Annotated in this window: 20 protein-coding genes; 10 read left to right on the top strand and 10 right to left on the bottom strand. The window is 70.2% G+C overall.

The annotated features are described in order from the left end of the window. Positions 1-25 precede the first annotated feature (25 nt). Complete coding sequence (locus AB0C82_RS20625; RefSeq protein WP_362843901.1) at positions 26-1,348, bottom strand: histidine kinase; 1,323 nt, start codon at positions 1,346-1,348, stop codon at positions 26-28. 155 nt (positions 1,349-1,503) lie between these two features. On the opposite strand from AB0C82_RS20625, the gene AB0C82_RS20620 reads away from it, so the two are divergent. The 6 genes from AB0C82_RS20620 to AB0C82_RS20595 all read left to right on the top strand — a co-directional run bounded on the left by AB0C82_RS20620 (position 1,504) and on the right by AB0C82_RS20595 (position 7,177). Continuing rightward, on the top strand, positions 1,504-2,361 hold the full coding sequence (locus tag AB0C82_RS20620; RefSeq protein WP_362843899.1) for a hypothetical protein: 858 nt from the start codon (positions 1,504-1,506) through the stop codon (positions 2,359-2,361). A gap of 209 nt (positions 2,362-2,570) precedes the next feature. Beyond that, complete coding sequence (glmU, locus tag AB0C82_RS20615; protein WP_362843896.1) at positions 2,571-4,019, top strand: bifunctional UDP-N-acetylglucosamine diphosphorylase/glucosamine-1-phosphate N-acetyltransferase GlmU; 1,449 nt, start codon at positions 2,571-2,573, stop codon at positions 4,017-4,019. A gap of 119 nt (positions 4,020-4,138) precedes the next feature. Then, positions 4,139-5,122, top strand: a complete 984-nt coding sequence (locus tag AB0C82_RS20610; protein ID WP_362843893.1) for a ribose-phosphate diphosphokinase — start codon at positions 4,139-4,141, stop codon at positions 5,120-5,122. Positions 5,123-5,321: 199 nt separating this feature from the next. Continuing rightward, the gene (locus AB0C82_RS20605) at positions 5,322-5,906 is read left to right on the top strand and encodes a 50S ribosomal protein L25/general stress protein Ctc (RefSeq protein ID WP_362843890.1); all 585 of its coding nucleotides are present in this window, start codon (positions 5,322-5,324) and stop codon (positions 5,904-5,906) included. A gap of 131 nt (positions 5,907-6,037) precedes the next feature. After that, positions 6,038-6,631, top strand: coding sequence for an aminoacyl-tRNA hydrolase (gene pth, locus AB0C82_RS20600; RefSeq protein ID WP_362843887.1), 594 nt, complete (start codon positions 6,038-6,040; stop codon positions 6,629-6,631). 75 nt (positions 6,632-6,706) lie between these two features. Next, positions 6,707-7,177, top strand: coding sequence for a hypothetical protein (locus tag AB0C82_RS20595; protein WP_362843885.1), 471 nt, complete (start codon positions 6,707-6,709; stop codon positions 7,175-7,177). A gap of 42 nt (positions 7,178-7,219) precedes the next feature. Here AB0C82_RS20595 and ppc read toward each other — a convergent pair whose 3' ends face one another. Continuing rightward, entirely contained in the window at positions 7,220-9,949 is a 2,730-nt protein-coding gene (ppc, locus tag AB0C82_RS20590) for a phosphoenolpyruvate carboxylase (protein WP_362843882.1), read from the bottom strand. Positions 9,950-10,271: 322 nt separating this feature from the next. Between ppc and AB0C82_RS20585 the strand changes: the two genes are divergently transcribed. Together AB0C82_RS20585 and AB0C82_RS20580 are read left to right on the top strand one after the other, a co-directional pair. Further along, the gene (locus AB0C82_RS20585; protein ID WP_362843878.1) at positions 10,272-11,234 is read left to right on the top strand and encodes a fatty acid desaturase; all 963 of its coding nucleotides are present in this window, start codon (positions 10,272-10,274) and stop codon (positions 11,232-11,234) included. After that, positions 11,231-11,917: a TetR/AcrR family transcriptional regulator gene (locus AB0C82_RS20580; protein WP_362843875.1), complete on the top strand. Its 687-nt coding sequence runs from the start codon at positions 11,231-11,233 to the stop codon at positions 11,915-11,917. Before AB0C82_RS20585 ends, AB0C82_RS20580 begins: the two co-directional genes overlap by 4 nt. Before the next feature lie 69 nt (positions 11,918-11,986). Here the strand turns inward: AB0C82_RS20580 and AB0C82_RS20575 are convergent, their stop codons facing one another. Beyond that, the gene (locus AB0C82_RS20575; protein WP_362843872.1) at positions 11,987-12,775 is read right to left on the bottom strand and encodes a trans-aconitate 2-methyltransferase; all 789 of its coding nucleotides are present in this window, start codon (positions 12,773-12,775) and stop codon (positions 11,987-11,989) included. Between the two features lie 89 nt (positions 12,776-12,864). Here AB0C82_RS20575 and AB0C82_RS20570 point away from each other — a divergent pair, with 89 nt between their 5' ends. After that, on the top strand, positions 12,865-13,362 hold the full coding sequence (locus AB0C82_RS20570; protein ID WP_362843869.1) for a MarR family transcriptional regulator: 498 nt from the start codon (positions 12,865-12,867) through the stop codon (positions 13,360-13,362). Here the strand turns inward: AB0C82_RS20570 and AB0C82_RS20565 are convergent. Further along, a complete protein-coding gene (locus tag AB0C82_RS20565; RefSeq protein ID WP_362843866.1) occupies positions 13,321-14,130 on the bottom strand; it encodes a response regulator transcription factor in 810 nt (269 codons plus the stop codon). The two genes, AB0C82_RS20570 and AB0C82_RS20565, sit on opposite strands and share 42 nt — an antisense overlap. 229 nt (positions 14,131-14,359) lie before the next feature. On the opposite strand from AB0C82_RS20565, the gene AB0C82_RS20560 reads away from it, so the two are divergent. Next, complete coding sequence (locus AB0C82_RS20560; protein WP_362843863.1) at positions 14,360-14,803, top strand: GNAT family N-acetyltransferase; 444 nt, start codon at positions 14,360-14,362, stop codon at positions 14,801-14,803. Here the strand turns inward: AB0C82_RS20560 and galK are convergent. From galK to AB0C82_RS20530, 6 genes are all read right to left on the bottom strand, one after another. Then, a complete protein-coding gene (gene galK, locus AB0C82_RS20555) occupies positions 14,800-15,984 on the bottom strand; it encodes a galactokinase (protein WP_362843860.1) in 1,185 nt (394 codons plus the stop codon). The genes AB0C82_RS20560 and galK overlap by 4 nt on opposite strands. Next, positions 15,981-16,961 carry a UDP-glucose 4-epimerase GalE gene (gene galE / locus AB0C82_RS20550; RefSeq protein ID WP_362843858.1) on the bottom strand — a complete coding sequence of 327 codons (981 nt, stop codon included), beginning with the start codon at positions 16,959-16,961 and terminating at the stop codon, positions 15,981-15,983. The genes galK and galE overlap by 4 nt, the downstream gene beginning before the upstream one ends. Continuing rightward, positions 16,958-18,001 carry a galactose-1-phosphate uridylyltransferase gene (galT, locus tag AB0C82_RS20545; RefSeq protein WP_362843855.1) on the bottom strand — a complete coding sequence of 348 codons (1,044 nt, stop codon included), beginning with the start codon at positions 17,999-18,001 and terminating at the stop codon, positions 16,958-16,960. Before galT ends, galE begins: the two co-directional genes overlap by 4 nt. Before the next feature lie 233 nt (positions 18,002-18,234). Then, positions 18,235-18,930, bottom strand: coding sequence for a LuxR C-terminal-related transcriptional regulator (locus AB0C82_RS20540; protein WP_362843852.1), 696 nt, complete (start codon positions 18,928-18,930; stop codon positions 18,235-18,237). Between the two features lie 231 nt (positions 18,931-19,161). Then, positions 19,162-20,994: a PQQ-binding-like beta-propeller repeat protein gene (locus AB0C82_RS20535; RefSeq protein ID WP_362843849.1), complete on the bottom strand. Its 1,833-nt coding sequence runs from the start codon at positions 20,992-20,994 to the stop codon at positions 19,162-19,164. Positions 20,995-21,049: 55 nt separating this feature from the next. Continuing rightward, positions 21,050-22,849 carry a PQQ-binding-like beta-propeller repeat protein gene (locus AB0C82_RS20530; protein WP_362843846.1) on the bottom strand — a complete coding sequence of 600 codons (1,800 nt, stop codon included), beginning with the start codon at positions 22,847-22,849 and terminating at the stop codon, positions 21,050-21,052. Positions 22,850-23,038 lie beyond the last annotated feature (189 nt).

The following is a 23,038-nucleotide window of genomic DNA, read 5'->3' as shown; positions in this document are numbered from 1 at the left end:
CGGGCGGCCCGGAAGCCCCGGACGCCTACGCGGAGGGTTCGGCCGGCAGAACGGCCGACACCCGGAAGCCGCCCGCGTCCGTCGGCCCCGACACGAAGACACCGCCGAGACCGAGCACGCGTTCCCTCATCCCCACCAGGCCGTTCCCACCGCTGGGCAGCCCGGCGTCGGCCGCGCCGGCGTCCGAGGGACCGTTCTCCACCTGCATGGCGACCTCGGCGCCGCGATGCGCGAGCCTCACCCACGTCTTCGCACCCGCCGCGTGCTTGTGCACGTTCGTCAGGGCCTCCTGCACCACCCGGTACGCGGTCTGCTCGACCTGGGACGCGTACGGGCGCAGTTCCCCCTCCACGGACAGCTCGACCGTCATCCCGGCCTCCCGGGACTGCGCGACGAGCGACTCCACCTCGTCCAGCCGGGGCCCGTCCTCCACCGCCGCCGCAGCAGCCGCGGCGGCCGCCCGGCCCACCGACGCGAGGGGGACCCGGCCCGGGGGCGCGGGCGGGGCCGGGACCGTGTCCCCGCTGCGCAGCACCCCCAGCATCTCGCGCAGTTCCGTCAGTGCCTGGCGTCCCATGTCGCCCACCAGCGCCGCGTTGCGCACGGCCTTCGCCGGGTCCTTCGGGGCGACGGCCTGAAGCGCCGCCGCGTGCACGACCATCAGACTCACCCGGTGCGCGACCACGTCGTGCATCTCACGGGCGATCCGGGTCCGCTCCTCCGTACGCGCCCACTCGGCCCGTTCCTCGGCCCGGTCGGCCAGGAGCGACAGCTCCCTCTCCAGCGAGTCGGCACGCTCCCGCAGACTCTCCATGAGCCGTCTTCGCGCCCCTATATAGAGGCCGAACAGCAGGGGCGGCGCGGCCAGCCCCAGGGACATGAAGAGGGACACCAGCGGCACGTACCAGTCACCCGGGCCGAAATCGGCTCCCTCGGTGACGCTCTGACGCAGCCGGACGTACGTGACGATGAACGTGCCGACCAGCGACATCCCGGTCAGCACGCAGGTGATCTTTCGCGGCACGTCGGACGCGGCCAGCGTGTACAGCCCGACGACGGCCATCAGGAAGCCCATCTCGGCCGGCGTCGTCGCGATCGACACCAGCACCACGGCGATCGGCCACCGCCTTCGCACCAGCAGCACCGACCCCGCCACCAGCCCGAACAGCACGCCGACAGGCACCGGCAACCCGGTGTCGCCGGCGAACACCACCCCTTCCAGCGCACACTCCAGCGCCGAAGCCGACGCAAGTCCCACGTCCAGGGCGACACTGCGCCGCCGCCTCCACCACCAGTAGCCGCGGGTGGTCGGTCCCGCCGCTTCCCGGTCTGCCCCCGTTGCGGTCATGACGTCCAGCCTACGGGCGGGCGCATCTCCTTTTCGGGCGACTCGGGCAGCACGTACCGCAGTCGAACGACGAGCGAACAGGTATTGATCGCCGGAATTGGTGAATCGACCGGGCATTCGACCCGGCCATCCGGATTTCGGACAACGCTTGCCACATGACGGAAATCACCAGCAAGTACGCCGATTTCGAAGGGCTCCGCGAACAGGCTGTCGCCCTCCGCAGAGAAGGGCTCAGCCTCAGGCAGATCCGGGAGCGCTTGCAGGTCTTCAACAACGACATCCTGAACCGCCTCGTCCAGGGTGAGCCCGCTCCGGAGTGGACGAAACGACCAAACGCAAAGGACGGCCTGCGAGACAAGGCCCGGGAGCTACGACTCCAGGGCATGACCTACGACCAGATCCAGGTAGAGCTCGGCTGCTCGAAGAGTTCAATCTCCCTATGGGTCCGGGACCTCCCGAAGCCGGAGCCGCGCTATACGGACGAGGAACGCCACACACTCATGAACGCCGGGCTGGCGCGGCTGCGCGCAGCTCAAGAAGAGGATCGGCACGAGACAAAGGACCGTGCACGCGATGCCGTCGGCCAGCTGTCGGACCGCGAACTTTTCATCGCTGGAGTCACTCTCTACTGGGCCGAAGGGACCAAGGACAAGACCTATAGCCGTCGAGAAAGCCTCCAGTTCATCAACAGCGACCCGAACGTGATCACGATGTATTTGCGCTGGCTCGAACTGTTCGACGTCCCGCGCGAGCGCATGCGCTTCCGGGTCAGCATCCATGAATCGGCGGACGTCGCCGGGGCTGAGCAGTTCTGGGCCGAGCTGGCAGGCGTACCCGCCTCCGCGTTCCAGAGAGCGAGCCTGAAGAAGCACACCCCCAAGACCACACGAAAGAACACCACCGAGGCATACCGAGGCTGCCTGGTCATCTACGTGACGAAGAGCGCCGACCTCTATCGTCGCGTAGAAGGCACTTGGTACGGCATAGTGTTGGGTGCTGGCCCAACAGCCTGACGAAATGTCTGGTTCGGGCTAGTTTCATCCCCCATGGTGTAATCAGGCAGCACTACGGTTTTTGGTACCGTCTGTTCAGGTTCAAATCCTGATGGGGGAGCCCTTGCACACGGGCCCCGACCTTCACGGTCGGGGCCCGCACTCGTTTCCGGTGTGCGCACCCCCGGTATCCTGCGGATGTCCACCACCCGAAGCCGAAGGGCACATCCGTGAGCGCCACCAGCCCGGCAGCCGTAGTCGTCCTCGCAGCGGGTGAGGGCACCCGCATGAAGTCGAAGACTCCCAAGGTCCTGCACGAGATCTCCGGGCGCTCGCTCGTAGGACATGTCGTCGCCGCGTCCCGTGAGCTCGATCCCGAGCACCTCGTCGTGGTCGTCGGCCACGCCGCCGAGCGGGTGACCGCTCATCTCTCCTCGGGCGACGCTCCCGTGCGCACCGCGTTCCAGGCCGAGCAGAACGGCACCGGGCACGCCGTCCGGATGGGCCTCGAAGAGCTCGGCGGGACCGTCGAGGGCACCGTGATCGTCGTCTGCGGCGACACCCCGCTGCTCTCCGGCGAGACCCTCGCCGCACTCGCCGCGACGCACGACGCGGACGCCAACGCCGTCACCGTGCTGACCGCCGAGGTCCCGGACTCGACCGGCTACGGCCGCATCGTCAGGGACGCGGCCACCGGCGCGGTCACCGAGATCGTCGAACACAAGGACGCCACCGCCGCCCAGCGGGCCATCCTGGAGATCAACTCCGGGGTGTTCGCCTTCGACGGGCGGCTGCTCGCGGACGCGCTCGGCAAGGTCCGCACGGACAACAGCCAGGGCGAGGAGTACCTCACCGACGTGCTGTCCATCCTGCGCGAGGCCGGACACCGCGTGGGCGCCTCGGTCGCCGCCGACCACCGCGAGATCCTCGGCATCAACAACCGGGTCCAGCTGGCCGAGGCCCGGCGCCTGCTCAACGAACGCCTCCTGGACCGCGCCATGATGGCCGGCGTCACGATCGTCGACCCCGCGTCGACGCTGATCGACGCCACCGTGACGTACGAGCCGGACGCGATCGTGCACCCCGGAACCCAGCTGTTCGGTACGACGCACCTGGCCGAGGACGCCGAAGTCGGCCCGAACTCCCGGCTGAAGGACACGATCGTCCACGCGGGCGCCCGCGTGGACAACACCGTCTCGGACGGGGCGGAGGTCGGCCCCGGCGCGACGGTCGGCCCGTTCGCCTACCTGCGGCCCGGTACGCGGCTCGGAGCGAAGGCCAAGGCCGGTACGTACGTGGAGATGAAGAACGCCACGATCGGCGAGGGCACGAAGGTTCCGCACCTGAGTTACGTCGGTGACGCGACCATCGGCGACCACACCAACATCGGTGCCGCCAGCGTCTTCGTGAACTACGACGGCGTCGCCAAGCACCACACCACCATCGGCTCCCACTGCCGCACCGGCTCCGACAATATGTTTGTGGCGCCTGTCACGGTCGGGGACGGCGTCTACACCGCGGCGGGCTCGGTCATCACCAAGGACGTACCGGCCGGCTCGCTGGCTGTCGCCCGGGGCCAGCAGCGGAATATCGAGGGTTGGGTGGCCCGGAAGCGTCCGGGGAGTGCCGCCGCGCAGGCCGCTCAGGCCGCAGCCCAGGACACCGACGGCGAAAGCTGACCGGAAACAGGTGCGCCGGTGACGGCGTACCGTGATAGATGCTCACCCATTTCGGCTGGCTCGTTGCACATCGGGACCTATGCGTGCAGCGCCAGATACACGTCTGAGGAGACTGTGCTGTGACCGGGATCAAGACGACCGGCGAGAAGAAACTGATGTTCTTCTCCGGCCGCGCCCACCCCGAGCTGGCCGAGGAGGTCGCACACCAGCTGGGTGTCGGCCTCGTGCCGACGAAGGCTTTCGATTTCGCCAACGGTGAGATCTACGTGCGCTTCCAGGAATCCGCCCGCGGCGCCGACTGCTTCCTGATCCAGAGCCACACGGCTCCGATCAACAAGTGGATCATGGAGCAGCTGATCATGCTGGACGCGCTGAAGCGCGCCTCGGCCCGTTCGATCACGGTGATCGTGCCGTTCTACGGCTACGCCCGCCAGGACAAGAAGCACCGCGGCCGCGAGCCGATCTCGGCCCGCCTGGTCGCCGACCTGATGAAGACGGCGGGTGCCGACCGCATCCTGACCGTGGATCTGCACACCGACCAGATCCAGGGCTTCTTCGACGGCCCGGTGGACCACCTCTTCGCGCTGCCGATCCTCGCCGACTACGTCGGTGCCAAGGTCGACCGCTCGAAGCTGACGATCGTCTCCCCGGACGCCGGCCGCGTGCGCGTCGCCGACCGCTGGTGCGACCGTCTGGACGCCCCGCTGGCGATCGTCCACAAGCGCCGCGACAAGGACGTGCCGAACCAGGTCAGCGTCCACGAGGTCGTCGGTAACGTGAAGGGCCGGGTCTGTGTCCTGGTCGACGACATGATCGACACGGGTGGCACGATCTGCGCCGCCGCCGACGCGCTCTTCGCGCACGGTGCCGAGGACGTCATAGTGACCGCGACGCACGGTGTGCTGTCCGGTCCCGCCGCGGACCGTCTGAAGAACTCGAAGGTCAGCGAGTTCGTCTTCACGGACACCCTGCCGACCCCGGGCGAGCTGGAGCTCGACAAGATCACCGTGCTGTCGATCGCGCCGACGATCGCGCGCGCGGTCCGCGAGGTGTTCGAGGACGGTTCGGTCACGAGCCTCTTCGAGGAGCAGGAAAACCACTAGCGGAAGCGCGGTACCGACGAGGTATCGAAGATCCACTTTGGGTGCGGCCTCCCCGCCGGGTAGACTCAGCGAGTTGCTCGGCGAGGGAGGCCGTACCTGTTGGTACGGCGATCCGTTATCGACGCGCTCTTCGTAGCAGGCGGCCTGTCGTACCGGGCCGGGTGACGTCCGACTTTCGTCATCTCACGAGGAGTGCATCATGGCCGAGATCAAGCTCGCCGCTCAGGTCCGTACCGAGTTCGGCAAGGGCGCCGCCCGCCGTACCCGCCGTGCCAACCTGGTTCCCGCGGTCATCTACGGCCACGGCGCCGAGTCCGTCCACGTCACGCTGCCGGCCCACGAGCTGCAGCTCGCGCTCCGCACCGCCAACGTCCTCATCGGTCTCGAGATCGACGGCAAGGACGCCCTGGTCATCCCGAAGGCCGTGCAGCGCAACGCCCTCAAGGGCAACATCGAGCACGTCGACCTCCTGACCGTGAAGCGCGGCGAGAAGGTCAACGTCGAGATCGCCGTGCACGTCGAGGGCGAGCTGGCCCCGGGCGGCAACCTCCTGGAGTACGTGCAGAACACCCTGCTCGTCGAGGCCGAGGCCACCCACATCCCCGAGTCGGTCACGGTCTCGATCGCCGGCCTGGACGCCGGTGACTCGATCCTCGCCAAGGACATCCCGCTGCCCAAGGGTTCCGTGCTGGCCGGTGACGAGGACGCCATCGTGCTCCAGGTCGTCGCCGCGCAGGCCGAGGAGCCGGCCGCCGAGGGCGCCGAGGCCACCACCGAGGCCTAGTCCCACCCGGCGCGCTCCAGCGCCACTGCTTCACTGCTTCACTTACGGGGCGGCGGACCCTTACGGGCCCGCCGCCCCGTTCGCCTGTAACCGGCGCGATCAGCCGACGTACGCGAGGAGACCGAGCGCAGATGTCCGATGCCACCGACCCCTGGCTCATCGTGGGCCTGGGCAATCCCGGTCCCGAGTACGCCGCGAACCGGCACAACGTCGGCTTCATGGTCGCCGACCTGCTCGCCGAGCGGATCGGCGGGAAGTTCAAGCGGGCGCAGAAGGCCCAGGCGCAGGTCGTGGAGGGCCGGTTGGGGCCGCCCGGACCCGCGAGCCGCCGGGTGATCCTGGCGAAGCCCATGTCGTACATGAACCTGTCGGGCGGGCCCGTCACCGCGCTGCGGGACTTCTACAAGGTGCCGACGGATCACATCGTGGCCGTGCACGACGAACTGGACATCGACTTCGGCATGTTGCGGCTGAAGCTGGGCGGCGGTGACAACGGGCACAACGGGCTGAAGTCGATGACGAAGGCGATGGGCCCCGACTACCACCGCATCAGGTTCGGGATCGGGCGGCCGCCGGGCCGGATGCAGGTGGCCGACTTCGTGCTGAAGGACTTCTCGTCCACGGAGCGCAAGGAACTCGCCTACGAGGTGGACCGGGCGGCGGACGCGGTGGAGTCGCTGCTGGCCGATGGGCTTGAGCGGGCGCAGTCCACGTACAACTCCTGACATTGGCGCCGATCCCGGGAGCATTTCCGGCCCCAGGTTGACCGGGGGCACAGGTCTGGCCAAGGATCTGCCCCCATGAAGCGGAGCTCCTCCCACCGCCTGATGTCCCACGGCCGTGTCGCAGCCGCGGGGTGCATCGTGCTGCTGATGCTCGTCGCGGGCGTGTGGTCGTCGTGGAACACCGCGCACCACGTCGTCCTGTCCAAGGGCCGTGAACACGGCACCATGACGGTGACCGGGTGCGACGAGTCGGCGTGCACGGGATCGTACGTGCCGGACGAGGATTCGCCGCCGCGTGCCCGGGTGACGATCGTGAAGTCCGTCGCGGCGGAGAAGGGCGACCGGTTCCCGGTCGTCGTGAAGCCCGGGACCGGCGAGGTCGTCCGCACCGGGGCACCGGGCCTGCTGCACGCCTGGGTGCCGTTCGGTGGTGCGCTGCTGCTGTCCGCCCTCCTGATCGGAGGCGGTCTGCGGCTGCCCCGGGTCGCGTGGGGAGCCGCGATCGCGGGCGCGGCCCTGCTGATGGCGACGTTCATCGCCCTCTGAGCAGGACCGCACCCGCTACCGGAGCGGATCGGCCGGAGCGGATCAGCCGGTGTTGCGCAGACCCGCGGCGACGCCGTTCACGGTGAGCAGCAGGGCACGGGCGAGCAGCGGGTCGGCCGCTTCGCCGCGCTCGGCCGCCTGGCGCTGGCGGGCCAGCAGCGAGACCTGGAGGTAGGAGATCGGGTCCAGGTAGGCGTCACGGATGGCGAAGGTCTGCTGGAGCACGGGGCTCGTGCTGAGCAGTTCGGTGCCGCCGGTGACCTTCAGGACCTCGCTCACGGTCAGCGCGTGCTCGGCCTCGATGTAGGCGAAGACGTGCTTGAGCTCGTCGGGAACGAGGGTGTCGACGTAGTGCCGGGCGATCCGCAGGTCCGTCTTGGCGAGTGTCATCTCGACGTTGGAGATGAAGTTCTGGAAGAAGTGCCACTGACCGTGCATCTCTTCCAGGACGGTGCCCAGACCTGCCTCGCGCAGCGCCTTGAGCCCGGAGCCGACTCCGAACCAGCCGGGCACGATCTGCCGTGACTGGGTCCAGCCGAAGACCCACGGGATGGCGCGCAGGCCGTCGAGCGAGACGCCCGAGCCGGGGCGGCGGGAGGGCCGCGAGCCCAGGTGCAGGTCGGCGAGCTGGTCGACCGGCGTGGAGGCGAGGAAGTACGTCGGCAGGTCGGGGTCCTCGACCAGCTTGCGGTAGGCCGCGTGGGCGGCGTCCGAGACCGTGTCCATGGCCGCGTCCCAGCGGGCCAGTGCCTCGTCGGACTGGCGGGGCGAGGTGTGCAGCGCGGAGGCCTGGAGGGTGGCCGCGACGGTCAGTTCCAAGTTCTCCCGGGCGAGCGCGGGGATGAGGTACTTGTCGGAGATGACCTCGCCCTGCTCGGTCACCTTGATCTCGCCCTCCAGCGTGCCCCAGGGCTGCGCGAGGATCGCGTCGTGCGAGGGGCCGCCACCGCGGCCGACGGTGCCGCCGCGGCCGTGGAAGAGGCGCAGCCGTACGCCGTAGCGGTGGGCGACGTCACGCAGCCGGCGCTGGGCGCGGTGGATCTCCCACTGCGAGGTGGTGATGCCGCCGAACTTCGAGGAGTCGCTGTAGCCGAGCATGACCTCCTGGACGTCCCCGCGGAGCGAGACCAGCCGGCGGTACGAGGGGTCGGCGAGCATCTCGTCGAGGATGACGTCGGCGGCACGCAGCTCGTCGGTGGTCTCCAGGAGCGGGACGATGCCGATCTTGGCCCAGCCGCCGTGCAGGTCGAGCAGACCGGCCTCGCGGGCCAGGACCGCGGCTGCGAAGACGTCGTCGGCGCCCTGGCACATCGAGATGATGTAGGACTCGATGACCTCGGGGCCGAAGCGCTCGAAGGCTTCCTTGATGGTGTGGAACACGCCGAGGGTCTTCTCGCCCGCGGCGTCCAGCGGTGCCGGCGTCGGGGCGAGGGGGCGCCGGGAGCGCAGTTCCTTCGCGAGGAGCTTCTGCCGGTAGTCGCGCGGCATGTCGGCGTAGCGCCAGGACTCCTCGCCGAGCCGGTCGAAGAGCTGGCCGAGCGCGTGGTGGTGGGCGTCGGCGTGCTCGCGTACGTCCATCGTGGCGAGCTGCAGCCCGAACGCGGACAGGGTGCGGATGGTGCGGTCCATCCGGCCGTCCGCGAAGAGGCCGCCCTTGTGCTCGCGCAGCGAGGTCTGGATGAGGGCCAGGTCGGTGATGAGCTCGGCGGTACCGAGGTAGTCGCAGCCGGGGCGGTGCGGGGTGCCGGTGGCGAGGCGCTCGCGGGTGTTGACGAGCTTCTGCCGGATGCAGGTCGCCTTGAGGCGGTAGGGCTCCTCGGCGTTCAGCCGCTTGTAGCGCGGGCTGATCTCGGGGAGGCGTTCCAGGTCGGCCTGGAGCGAGTCCAGCAGCTCGTCGGTGGCGCCGGTGTAGCGGATGGAGTTGGAGAGCAGGCCGCGCAGGTAGTCGATGAGTTCGAGTGCGTCGGTGATGCCGTGCTCGTGCTGGAGGATCAGCACCTCCCAGGTGACGGCGGGCGTCACGTTGGGGTTGCCGTCGCGGTCGCCGCCGATCCAGGTGCCGAAGGTGAGCGGGCGGGTGCCTGCGGGGAGCTCGACGCCGACGCGCTCCAGTTCGGCGGCCAGGTCTTCCAGGACGTCGCCGACGGCGTTGGCGTGCAGTTCGTCGAGGTAGTAGATCGCGTTGCGCGCCTCGTCGGCGGGCTCCGGGCGGACGACGCGCAGTTCGTCGGTCTGCCAGATGAGGTCGATGTTCTCGGCGAGGCGCAGGTCGTGGCGGCGCCGGTCGGCCTCGATGACGGGGGTTTCGAGCAGTTCCGCGATGCGGCGGAGCTTGTTCAGCACGGAGCGCCGTGCGGCCTCTGTGGGGTGCGCGGTGAAGACGGGGCGCACGTTGAGGTTCTTGACGGTCTCGCGCAGGTGCTGCGGGTCGGCGTCCTTGAGCATGTCGGCCGTACGGGCGAGGAGCCCGCCCTCGGCGGCCCGGCGGTCGCGCATCTCGTGGGCGCGGTGGACCTGCTCGGTGACGTTGGCGAGGTGGAAGTAGGTGGAGAAGGCGCGCACGAGCTGCGCGGCGGTGTACAGGTCCGTGTCGCCCAGCAGCTCGGCGGCGGCCTCTCCGTCGGTACGGGTCAGGGCACGTACCCGCTCGACGAGGTCGAGGAGCTCCTGCCCCTCCTGCCGTACGAGCGTCTCGCCCAGCAGATCACCGAGGCGGCGGATGTCGGCACGCAGCTCGGGGCTGGCGGCGGGGGTCTGGTCGGCACTGCTCACAGGTGCGGCTCCTTGCAGTGGTTGAGCACGTCTGTCAGGGGGTCCGGGGGTGCAGCGGTGCGTCGCCACCCCGGGAATGCAGAGTGCGGACCGCGCTGTCCGACTCTCCCAGGATAGGTGTCCGGGTCGGCGGCGTGCCGCGCAGCCCTTACGGGTGTCCTCATGATGTCCGCACGGTTGTCCGCGCAGGGGTCCGCGAAACGACAACGGCCCGCGACTCTCGTACTGAGGGCCTCCTCGCTGCAATACTTACCAGGCCGTAGGTTACGGATGCGTAGCCTGCACAATCCACCGCACTTCTCACCTCACAGGGGACTCCCCAATGCCCACCAGCCCCAATGTGATCGACGATCCTGTCCTTCCCCCCGCCACGCTCGGCGGCGACAAGAAGCGGTCCGTCGAGCAGATCGCCCTGCTCCTGTTCATCGTGGTGCCGTTCGTGGCCCTGCTGGCGGCGGTGCCGCTGGCCTGGGGCCGCGGCGTCAGCTGGCTCGACCTGGGCCTGCTGGTCGCGATGTACTACATCGGCTGCCACGGCATCACGATCGGCTTCCACCGCTACTTCACGCACGGCTCCTTCAAGGCGAAGCGTCCGCTCCGTATCGCCCTGGCCGTCGCGGGTTCGCTGGCGGTCGAAGGTCCGCTGGTGCGCTGGGTGGCCGACCACCGCAAGCATCACCGTTTCTCCGACGCCGAGGGCGACCCCCACTCGCCGTGGCGCTTCGGCGAGACGCTGCCTGCCCTGATGAAGGGGCTGTGGTGGGCGCACATCGGCTGGATGTTCGACGAGGAGCGGACGTCGCAGCAGAAGTACGCGCCGGACCTGATCAAGGACCCCGCGATCCGCGGCATCTCCCGCCACTTCCTCACCTTCACCATCGTCTCGCTGGCCATCCCGCCGGTCGTCGGCGGTCTGGTGACGATGTCCTGGTGGGGCGCCGCGACCGCGTTCTTCTGGGGCTCACTGGTACGGGTCGCTCTGCTGCACCACGTCACGTGGTCGATCAACTCGATCTGCCACGCGGTCGGCAAGCGTCCCTTCAAGTCGCGTGACCGGTCAGGAAACGTGTGGTGGCTGGCCGTCCTGTCGTGCGGCGAGTCCTGGCACAACCTGCACCACGCGGACCCGACGAGCGCGCGCCACGGAGTGATGAAGGGCCAGATCGACTCGAGTGCCCGCCTGATCCGCTGGTTCGAGCAGCTGGGCTGGGCGTCCGACGTCCGCTGGCCCGATGCGGACCGTATCGACGCCCGCCGCAACCCCGCGCCCGCCGACGCGGCATGATTGACGACGTGGCGACCGACGGCAACACAGGCAGCGAGAAGAGCAGACCCTCCCCCGTCCGCCGGACCCGACGGGTCCGGATGACCGGCAAGGAGCGTCGCGAACAGCTGCTGGACATCGGCCGCACCCTCTTCGCCGACAAGGGTTTCGAAGGCACGTCCGTGGAGGAGATCGCGGCCCGCGCCGGGGTCTCCAAGCCGGTCGTCTACGAACACTTCGGCGGCAAGGAGGGCCTGTACGCCGTCGTGGTCGACCGCGAGATGCGTCAGCTGCTGGACATGGTGACGAGCGCCCTGACCGCGGGCCATCCGCGCGAACTCCTCGAGCAGGCGGCGTTCGCGCTGCTGGACTACATCGAGACGTACACGGACGGCTTCCGCATCCTGGTCCGGGACTCCCCCGTCGCGCAGTCCACCGGTACGTTCGCGTCGCTGATCAGTGACATCGCCACGCAGGTCGAGGACATCCTGGGACTGGAGTTCAAGGCACGCGGCTTCGATCCGAAGCTGGCGCCGCTCTACGCGCAGGCCCTGGTCGGCATGGTCGCGCTGACCGGCCAGTGGTGGCTGGACGTCCGCAAGCCGAAGAAGGCGGAGGTCGCGGCGCATCTCGTGAATCTCTGCTGGCACGGGCTGGAGAACCTCGAAGCCAAGCCCCGCCTGATAGGTCACCGCAAGAACTGACACGCCGGCCTCCTGCGACGACGGGCCGCGCACCCTGGACGACGGGGGGCGCGGCCCCTCGTCGTCGGCTCACGCGCGCCGCGCCACCGCGAAGATACGGCGGAACGGGAACACCGTGCCGTGCGGGCCCAGCGGGTAGGCGGTGCGCAGGAGGTCGCGGTATTCGGTGAGGAAGGCGTCGCGGGCTTCCGGGTCGTCGGCGAGGGCCGTGAGGACCGGGCGCAGGGCGGTGCCCTTGACCCAGTCGAGGACCGGGTCCTGCCCCTGGAGGATCTGGAGGTAGGTCGTCTCCCATACGTCCGCCTCGCAGCCGAGGGTGCGCAGGCGGGTCAGGTAGTCCGTGGGGGCGAGGACCGCCGCGGTGCGGTCGCCCGCGTCGTGCAGACGGGAGCGCCAGCGGGGGGATTCGCGCAGTGCGGCCAGCAGGGTGTGGCTGGGGGCGGTGAAGTTGCCGGGCACCTGGAAGGCGAAGGTGCCGCCGGGGGCGAGTGCGTCCAGCCAGACGGGGAAGCGGTCGGCGTGGCCGGGTACCCACTGGAGCAGGGCGTTGGAGACGATCAGGCCGTACGGCTCCGCGGGCTCCCAGGCCGCCGCGTCGGCCCGGACGAAGTCCAGCCCCGGCCGCGTGTGGGAGGCGGCGCGGGCCAGCATCTCCGGGGAGTTGTCGTAGCCGGTGATCCGGGCCTGCGGCCAGCGGTCGGCGAGCAGGGCCGTGACGTTGCCCGCCCCGCAGCCGAGGTCCGCGATGCGGGGGCGGCCCGGCAGGTCACCGACGCGTGCCAGGAGATCATGGAAGGGGCGGGTGCGGTGGTCCGCGTGGCGCAGGTACTGCTGCGGATCCCAGAGGGGTGCGGTCATGGGAGCCAGGATGTTGCCGAAAGTATCTTGATGTCAAGAGACTCGAATTCAAGAGACTCTATGTCGACAGACCCTCTACACTGATCCACATGGAGGACGAGGTCGACCGACTGGTCGCTGCATGGCGCCGCGAGCGCCCCGACCTCGACGTGGAACCACTCGAGGTCCTGAGCCGCGTCTCCCGCCTGGCGCGCCACCTCGACCGGGCCCGCAGGATCGCCTTCGCCGAGCACAATCTGGAGCCCTGGGAGTTCGACGTCCTGACGTCGCTGCGGCGCGCGGGCGCCCCGTACCAGCTCTCCCCCGGCCAGCTCCTGACCCAGACCCTGGTCACCTCCGGCACGATGACCAACCGCATCGACCGGCTGACGAAGAAGAACCTCGTCGAGCGCCTGCCCGATCCGAGCGACCGCCGCGGCGTGCTCGTGCGGCTGACCGCCGAGGGCCAGGACAAGGCCGACCAGTCACTGGCCGGCCTCCTCGACCAGGAGCGCGCCATCCTCGGCCGGCTCTCCCGTCAGCAGCGCGGCGAACTGGCCGGTCTGCTACGCCAGTTGACTGCTCCGTTCGACAACGTTCCCGGCTAGGACACCACCGGACAGCGGGCCGCCCGACAGGTCGGCCGGTCCGACACCCGCCCTCCGCGCCAGCGCCACCGCGGCCAGCGTGGAGTGCACGCCCAGCTTCCCCAGCACGTTCTGCATGTGCGTACGCACCGTGTGCGGGGACAGGAACAGCCGCTCGGCGACCGCCTTGCGGCCCAGCCCCGCCACCATGCACCGCAGCACCTCGCACTCGCGCGGGGTCAGCGACTCGATGAGCCGTTCACTCTCCGTACGGTGCTTGCGCGTCGCCGTCAGCTCCCGCAGGACACCGGTCAGCAACGCGGGCGGCAGATGGGTCTCGTCGCGCAGGACGCCCCGGATGACCGCGAGCAGCCGTTGGAGCGAGCAGTCCTTGGCCACCCAGCCGGATGCGCCGGCCTGCAGCGCCGCCGCCGCGCGGCGCGGATCGTCGCGCTCGGCGAGCACCACCGACCGCACGGACGGCCGTCCGGCGCTGACTCCGGCGACCAGCGAGATGCCGTCGACCAGGCCGCTGTCCCCGGTGTCCGGTGCGGGGACGGCACGGGCACCGCCCCCCGCCAGGATGCCCAGCTCGGCGTCGATGAGCAGCACGTCGTACGGCCGGCCCTCGTTGGCCGCGCGCTCCAGACAGCGCAGCGCGGCCGGGCCGCTGCCCGCCGCCGCCACGTCCACGTCCGGCTCGGCCGCGAGGGCCGCCGCCAGCGACTCGGCGAAGATGCGATGGTCGTCGACCACCAGAACCCGGATACGAGCCACAGAAACCCCCATCGTGGGGACCGACAGCTACGGGTACGACGCCCGGAACGTCCCGGTGGTCCCCGGCACACGGCCGCCGCCGCACACCGGCTGCCACCCGTCCCGGGCGCCGCACCCGACTGTCTCGCTCCCCTGAATCGGCACCGGCCCCCACCGGTGCTGAGCATCAGCGTACGGGTGGGGGCCGGGAGCGGAAGCGAATTCGCGGAACTGGTTGCCCGGGGTGTTTAGGGTGTGTTTCATGTTCCGTCTTGAGACAGAAGTAGACAAAGAACGTCGCATTCTGCTGAGCGGTCGACTGCGTGATGACAACAGAGCGGCGTCACCCGAGCTCCGCTCCCTGCTCTCCACCCCCGCCGAGCACGAAGTGCCCCTGGAAGTCTGGGTGCTGGACGAGGAAGGCGGCATCGTCGGCGGCCTGACCGGACGGACCTGGGCGTACTGGCTCCATGTGGAGCTGCTCTGGGTGGAGGAGAGCCACCGCGGGCTCGGCCTCGGTTCACGCCTGCTGACCGAGGCCGAGGAAGTGGCCCGCAACGAGCGGCTCTGCACCAACTCCCGCCTGGAGACCTGGGACTTCCAGGCCCCCTCCTTCTACCGCGGGCACGGGTACGAGGTGGCCGGACAGGTCGACGACTACCCGCCCGGCGTCACCGAGTTCATCCTCGTCAAGCGGCTCACCTAAGGGCTGTCGAGCCTGCGCGCCCCTGCGGACGGCACGGCGGGGAAGACACCCGGCGACGCGTAGCCCGCCGAAGTGAACGCCTCCCGCACGGACTTGGTGACCGTCTCCGCGTCCGCCTCCTCCACCAGCACGATCGCCGAACCGCCGAAGCCGCCGCCGGTCATCCGGGCGCCGAGCGCCCCGGCCGCGTTCGCCGTGGCGACCACCAGGTCCAGCTCGGGGCAGGAGACGCGCAGATCGTCGCGGAGCGAGACGTGGCCCTCGTTGAGGACCGGGCCCGCCGCACGCACCTCGCCCGCGTCGAGCAGGGCGATGACCTGCTCGACCCGGTGGTTGTCGCCGACCACATGGCGCACGTACCGCACGACGGACTCGTCGGCGCCGGCGGCGGCCAGCGTGCCGAGCGCGGCGCCGAGGCCCTCGTACGGGAGCTCGCGCAACGTGCGTATGCCGAGCAGCCGGGCACCCTCCTCGCAGCCGGCGCGCCGTTCCGCGTACGCCCCGTCGCCCAGGGCGTGCTTGACCCGGGTGTCGACGACCAGCAGCCGCAGACCGTGCGAGGCCAGGTCGAAGGGGACCTGGCGCTGGGTCAGGTCGCGGGTGTCGAGGTACAGGGCATGGCCGTCGGTGCAGCACGCCGAGGCCATCTGGTCCATGACGCCGCAGGGGACGCCGACGAACGCGTTCTCCGCGCGCTGGCCGAGCACGGCCAGTTCGGCGGGGCCGAGACCCAGGTCGAACAGGTCGTTCAGGGCGAGCGCGGTGACCACTTCGAGGGCGGCGGACGAGGAGAGTCCGGCGCCGGTCGGGACCGTGGAGGTGATCTGGATGTCGGCGCCGGTCACCGCGTGACCGGCCTCGCGCAGGGCCCAGACGACACCGGCCGGGTAGGCCGCCCAGCCGTGGCCGTCGTGGGGGGCCAGCTCGTCGGCCCGGAGCCGGACGACACCCCCCGGGACGTCCGTGGAGTGCAGCCGGAGTTCGCCGTCATCACGGCGGGCGACGGCGGCGATCGCGGTGTGCGGGAGGGCGAGCGGCATCACGAAGCCGTCGTTGAAGTCGGTGTACTCACCGATCAGGTTCACCCGTCCGGGCGCGGCCCAGACCCCGTCGGGAGCCTTCCCGTAGAGCTCGGTGAAGGCGGCCTCGACGGCAGCGGTCGCAGCGGATTCGTTGGTCATGGGGAGCTGGTCTCCTCTCGGCGGGCGAAGGCCCAGGCGTCGGCGACGATGCCGGCCAGGTCGGCGCGGGACGGCTGCCAGCCGAGGCGCTCCCTGGCGGTGGCTGCGGAGGCCACCAGCACGGCCGGGTCACCGGCGCGGCGGGGGGCGGGGGTCTCGGGGACGGGGTGGCCGGTCACCTGCCGGACGGTCTCGATGACCTCGCGGACCGAGAAGCCGTTCCCGTTGCCCAGGTTGCAGATCAGGTGCTCGCCCGGGGCGGCGGCGCCCAGGGCGAGGAGGTGGGCGTCGGCGAGGTCGGCGACGTGGATGTAGTCGCGCACGCAGGTGCCGTCGGGGGTCGGGTAGTCGTCCCCGTAGACGGAGATCGTTTCGCGCTGTCCCAGGGCGACCTGGAGGACGAGCGGGATGAGGTGCGACTCGGGGTGGTGGCGCTCGCCCGAGGCGCCGTACGCGCCCGCCACGTTGAAGTAGCGCAGCGAGACGGCGGCCAGGCCGTGCGCGGCGGCCTCGCCCGTGATCATGTGGTCGACGGCGAGCTTGCTCGCGCCGTACGGGTTCGTCGGCGCGGTCGGGAATGCCTCGGTGATGGGGCTGGAGGCCGGCTCGCCGTACGTCGCCGCCGTGGAGGAGAACACCAGGGTCCGCACCCCGGCGTCGCGCATGGCAGCGAGCAGGGAGGTGGTGCCGCCGACGTTGTTCACCCAGTACTTCTCCGGGTCGACGACGGACTCGCCGACCTGGGAGTACGCGGCGAAGTGCAGGACTCCGTCGTAGGAGGCGTCGAGCCACTTGGCGGCGTCCTGGACGCGGCCCTCGACGAACTCGGCCCCCGCCGGGACACCCTCCCGGAATCCGGTCGAGAGGTCGTCCAGCACGGTCACCGCGTGACCGGCCTCCAGCAGATGCGCGGCGACCACACCGCCGACGTATCCCGCCCCGCCGGTCACCAGGTACTTCTTCCGGGCGTTACTCACTCGCTCGCTACCTCTCGCAGTCGCTGGGCCGCGGCCTCCGGCGGCACGTCATTGATGAAAGCGCTCATACCGGATTCGGAGCCCGCGAGAAACTTCAGCTTGCCCGAGGTCCGCCGAATGGTGAAAAGCTCCAGGTGGAGCGCGAAGTCCTCACGTCCCGGCACCCGGAACGGCGCCTGGTGCCAGGCCGAGATGTACGGGGTCGGCGGCTCGGCGGGGCCGAAGATCCGGTCGAATCTCCTCAAGAGTTCCAGATAGATCTGTGGGAACTCTGTGCGGGCGGCCTCGTCGAGGTCCCGCAGGTCGAGGGCCCGGCGGCGCGGGTACAGGTGCACCTCGTACGGCCAGTGCGCCGCGTACGGCACGAAGGCCACCCAGTGTTCGCCGTCCAGGACCACGCGGTCGCCGTCGGCGAGCTCGCGGGCGACCACGTCATCGAAGAGGTTGCGGCCGGTCTCCTCACGGTGCTCGCGCGCCGAGCGCAGCATCAGCCCGGTGCGCGGGGTGACGAAGGGGTAGCCGTAGATCTGCCCGTGCGGGTGGCCGAGGGTGACGCCGATCTCGGCACCCCGGTTCTCGAAGCAGAACACCTGGGTGACCTGGTCGAGTTCGGCGAGTTCCGCGGTGCGGTCGGTCCACGCCTCCAGCACCAGGGCCGTCCGCTCCTCGGTGAGGTCGGCGAACGAGGCGTCGTGGTCGGAGGTGAAGCAGACGACCTCGCAGCGGCCCGCGTCACCGGCGAGGGACGGGAAGCGGTTCTCGAAGACGGCCACGTCGTAGTGGCTGTCCGGGATCTCGCTCAGCCGGTCGCCCTGGGAGGGGCAGAGCGGGCACTCGTCGGCAGGCGGGTGGTAGGTGCGCCCCTGCCGGTGCGAGGCGATGGCGACGCTGTCGCCGAGCAGCGCGTCCCGGCGGACCTCGGACGAGGTCGAGACGGCGTCGAGCGGCCTGCGGTCGGTGGCGTCGCGGACGATGTCGTCCGCGGTGTCGTAATAGATCAGCTCACGGCCGTCGGCGAGGCTCGTAACCGTCTTCTTCACCAGGTTCCTCCAAACATAACCGCACACAATGAATCACAACCCAACAGGCGCGTCAACGAGCCCGCGAAAATGGGCACACGGGTGCCTCGCGTGGCGGTGCGTGGGTGAATGACGGGCGGACGGCGCGGCTCGGGGAGAGCCGGCGCGTGGCGGACGGCGCGGCTACCGGGAAACGGCGCGCGGTGAGGGCGCGGCTACCGGGGAGAGAGCGCGCGGGACGTGGTTCGAGCCGCTCAGGCGGGGAGGTCCGGCCCCTGCCGCGCGTCGAGGGCCGCCCGGTCCAGCAGGCCGGTGCGGGCGGCGAGCGCCGCCGCCTCCAGGCGGGAGCCGACGCCCAGCTTCATCAGGACCCGCTGAACATGCGTACGCGCGGTGCTCGACGCGATCCCCATGCCGAGCGCGATCAGCCGGGTGTCCTCACCCTCCGCGACCCGCACCAGCACCTCGACCTCGCGCGGGGTGAGCATCCGCAGCAGGAGCTGCCCCTCGTCGTCGGGCTGCACCACCGGGTTGAGCAGCTCCGCGAACGCCGCCCTCAGCAGCTGCGGCGCGACGGCCGCCTCGCCGGCCCTGGCCTTGATGATGGCGCGTTCGACGCCCTCGATCCGCTCGTCGTGACGGACGTACCCGACGGCCCCGGCCGCGAACGCCGCCGCGATCCCACGCGGGCTCGGAACCGGGCCGAGGACCACGACCGCCACCTGGGGGCGCTCCCGCCCGATCCGGGCGATGGGGTCGAACGTGCCCGGCTCCGCTGGCGTGGCCGTACCGAAGAGGCAGACCTCCGGCGCGCGGCTGACCACCAGATCGGCGGACCCTGATGTGGGCGCGGCCGCGGCGAGCACCCGGTGCCCGCGCAGTTTCAGCGCCGAGGCAAGTGCCTCGGCGAGCAGTCGGTGATCGTCGACCACCATGAGCCGCACGCTCATCGAGCAAACCCCCATGTACCCCTGTACGCCCCCGGCCCCCCGGCCGTGATCCGGCAAGCTACACGCTTGTTCGACCCGGCGCGCCCCCTAGCCCCCAGAAGCATCCGAGAATGCCGAATTCTGGTTGATCGGGAGCCACTTGACGGGCAGAAAACGATCGGCCCTGCCGGTCGGTTGATCGACAGGCAGGGCCGTGTGCGCCATCCGCTGGGTCAGCCGGGGCGGGAGGATTCAGCTGGTGCGGAAGGAGACGACGAGGTACTCCTTGTCGTCCAGCGAGCTCTCGCGCGGCTCACTGATCATCGTCTCGGACATGAACAGCTGCCCCTTGGAGTAGAGGACCTCGGCGTAGTCCCCGGAGAAGGTGCTCTCCGCGTCACGGACCGCCTCGTCGCTCGGGTTCTCCATCAGCAGCGTCTCCTTGAAGGTGTCACCGTCGATGGAGACGATCTGGCCGCCCTTGTCGTACGGGGGCTCCTTGTACGCGATGACATCGGTGCCGTCCATACGCAGCGGCTTGAGCGTGTAGCGGTCGCCCGCGTCCGCCTTGCCGCCGACGAGCTTGCCGGTCGTCAGGTCGAAGGCAACGATCTCGTTGGTGTCGCCGTACTCGCCACCGCCCTCGTGCTCCTCGGTCGGCACGTACAGCCGGTTGTTGCCGACGGCCACGCCCTGGCACGTCTCGACGTCGGTGGAGCCGCAACGGGCCGCGTACTTGTCGGCGTCGGCCGAGATCCGGACGAGCAGTTTGCCGGTGGCGGCGTCGATCGAGAAGAAGTCCGAGATGCCACTGCCGTCACCGGCGGTGTCACCGACGTCGGCGGCGACGACGAGCGGCTTGGTGGAGACAATGCTCGCGTACTCGACGCCGGCCGGCATCTTGTACGAGGAGATCGGCGCGCCCGTGGTCGGGTTCAGCGCCTGGACGGTCAGCTGCGGGTCGTCGTACGTACCGCACTTGCGGACCGTGGCCAGCGCCTCGCCGCCGCCGTAGCCCATGTCGTAGCAGCCGTCGGCGTCTGCCGTCGGCTTCCACAGCTCGGCGCCGGTCTCCAGGTTGAACGCGGCCCCGCCGCTGGTGCCGCCCGCGGCCACCGTGGAGCCGCTGAGCGTGACCTCGTCGTACTGCAGCGGTTCGTCACCCCCGGTGGAGGCCGTGACCTGCTTGCTCCACTTCAGCGTGCCGGTGTTGAGGTCGAGCACGCCGACCTGGCTGCAGCCCTGGTACTTCGTCGCCTTGGTCCGCTTGCCGGGCTCGAAGGCGATGGCCGTCTTGAAGTCCTTGGTCATGTGCTTGGTGGCGGCGCAGACCTGGCCGGGCAGCGCGATCGACCAGAGCTCGGTGCCCTTCACGGGGTCGTAGCCGACGACCTCGTGGATGCCGGTCTTCACGTACGCCTTGTCGGTGATCCAGGAGCCGGCAACCGTCGTGACGTCGGTGACCTTGGGATGCGGGAGCTGGAAGCCGACCGCCGACTTGGTGTTCGCCGGTGCCTTCTCCTCGCCGCCCGCCAGGCCGCCGCCGCCCTCGCCGCCCTTGTTCTCGCCACCGGTCGTACCGGCCGAGGACGCCTCGGTCTTCTTGCCGGTCTCCTCCTCACCGCTGGTGGCCGAGTAGACGACTCCGGCGCCGATGATCAGGACCACGGCCGCGGCCGCCGCGACGATGATCTGCATCTGGGTGGAGAACTTCTTGGCGTTACCGGCCGGCGCGCCCGGGTACTGCGGCTGCATGGGCGCGGTCGGGTAGCCGTACTGCTGCGGGGGCATACCCGGCTGTCCGGGCGGCGGTCCCTGCGGGAAGCCGTAGCCGGCCTGCGCCGGCGGCGCCTGCGGGTAGCCGTAGCCCGGGTTCTGCGGGGGCATGGCGGGCGGGGGCGTCTGCGGGGTTCCGTAGCCGCCCTGGGCGGGGGCGGGCGGGGTCGGCGGCGCGGGCGGCTGCTGCTTGGCGAAGCCGTCCGGGGGCGGCGTGGCCGGTGCGCCGAACCCACCGGGCGGGGGGTCCTGCGGGGCACCGAATCCGCCCTGGGGCGGCTCGTTGGACGGCTGGGGCGGCTGCGTCATGGGGTACTTACCTCTGAGGGAAGGGGACTGTGGGGTCGGGTGCCGTCGTGAACCGTCACTTGCCGAAGACCATCATCGTCTTCTGCTGCTTCTCCTCCTCGTCGCTGCTCGCGCTGATGCGACCGCTCAGGATGAAGCTGCGGCCGCCCGCGTAGGCGATCTTCGAGGAGTAGAAGGTGCTCTCGATGTCCGTCGTCGACCCGGGGTGCTGGAGCACCACGGTGGGGGCGCCGCCGGCCGGAGCGAGCGTGGCGATGGCCCCGCCCTTGTCGTAGGAGGCCTCCAGGTAGAGCAGCACGTTGCCGCCCTCCATCCGCAGCGGCGTCATGACGCGCCCGGCGGGGGCCGCGGCCTTCCACTTGGGCTTGCCGGTGTTCAGGTTGAAGGCGACGACCTTGTTCGTACGGCTGGTGCCGCTGGTGTCGTCCTCCGTCGCCATGTAGAAGGTGTTGGCGTCGGCGGCGACGCCGGTGCACCCTTCGAGCTGGTCACCGAAGATGGAGAAGCCGCCGCCGCAGTCGGGCGAGAACTTGTCCTCGGCGTCACCGGCCAGCTGGGAACGGAGCGTGCCGTTCTCCTTGATGGCGAGGATGGACCACTTGGTCTGCTTCCCGTCCTTCTTCTGGGTCAGCGAGACGATGAGCGGACTCACCGAGTAGACCTTGTCGATCTCCCAGCCGCGCGCGGGCTTGTACGTCCACTTGGCCTTGCCGGTTGCGGGGTCGAACTCCTGGATCTGGTGCTGCGGGTTCTCGATGTCGTCGGTACGGCAGCTGCTCGCGGCGATCAGCTTGGGACCGCCCGCGAACGCGAAGGGCTGGCAGTTGCCCGCCGGCTTGCCGAACAGCTCCTTCCCGTCGCTGACTCGGTAGCCGTTGGAGTTGCCGGTGCGTCCGACGGTGAGGGTGTCGCCGCTGATGGCCAGGCCGATGTCGGACATCAGGTCCCAGGTGCCGGACTTCTTGACGGTCTTCTTCCAGCCCGCCTTACCGGTGTTGAGGTCGATCATCTGGAGCAGCGCGCAGTCGGCGCCGTCCTTGGTGCTGTCCTTCACACCGATGACGAGCTTGCCGTCGGCGGTGGGCTGCGGCGGCGCCGCGCACATGTCGGCGGGCAGCGGCAGGGTCCACTTCTGCTTGCCGTCGGCGACGGAGTAGCCGGAGACCGTGCGGTACATGCCCTTGACGACGGTGTCGCCGACGATCCAGGGGCCGTACACGTCGGCGCCGTTGCGGGGCAGGTCGACGCCGTTCGTCTGGAGCCAGAGGACCTTCGCCTCGCCCGCCTTGCGACCGGCGTTCAGGTCGTCGTCGACCTCACGGCCGTCGCCGTTGCCGTCACCCTCGTCGACCGTGGGGGACACGCTCGGCGCGGCGTCGGTGGTCTTCTTGGCGACGGGCTTCTTGTCGTCGTCGCCGCCGGCCGTCGCGAACACGACGCCGCCGATGACGAGCAGCGCGGCGACCGCCGCGGCGACGATCATCGCCGGCTTGCCCTTGAACGGGCTTCGTCCACCGGGTCCCATCGGGCCGCCGGGGACGGGCGCTCCGGGGTACTGCTGCTGCGGATAGCCGTAACCGGGCTGCGTCGGCTGGCCGTAGGGGCCGGGCTGCTGGCCGTAGGGACCGGGCTGCTGCCCGTAGGGTCCCGGCTGCTGCCCGTACGGGCCGGGCTGCTGGGCGTACGGTCCCGGGGCCTGCGGGTAGCCGTAGCCGGGCTCGCCCGGCGGCTGCTGCGGGGGGCCGGCCGGCATCTGCGGCGGCTGTGCGGGCGGTGGGGTCTGCGGGGGCTGCCCGTAGGGCGGCGGCGGCTGAGGAGTTCCCTGCGGCGGTTGCTGGCTGGGCGGCTGGGTCATCAGCACGTCCCCCTTCGTGCGGTGCGGACCGGTGCCCGTTTCGGTCTCCCCCGCGTTTCCGCCGGGTTGGATTCCCTCGGAAAGGAGCGAAACGGGCATGGCTTCCGCGGTGTTACGACAGTCGAGCGGGGCTTCTTTTTACCACCCGCACCGCTTCGAACACGGGGTCGGTCCACCCCCTGTTCCCAA

Source organism: Streptomyces sp. NPDC048560, assembly GCF_040650955.1.
Lineage (GTDB): Bacteria > Actinomycetota > Actinomycetes > Streptomycetales > Streptomycetaceae > Streptomyces.
This window is presented reverse-complemented; position numbering and strand designations above follow the sequence as displayed.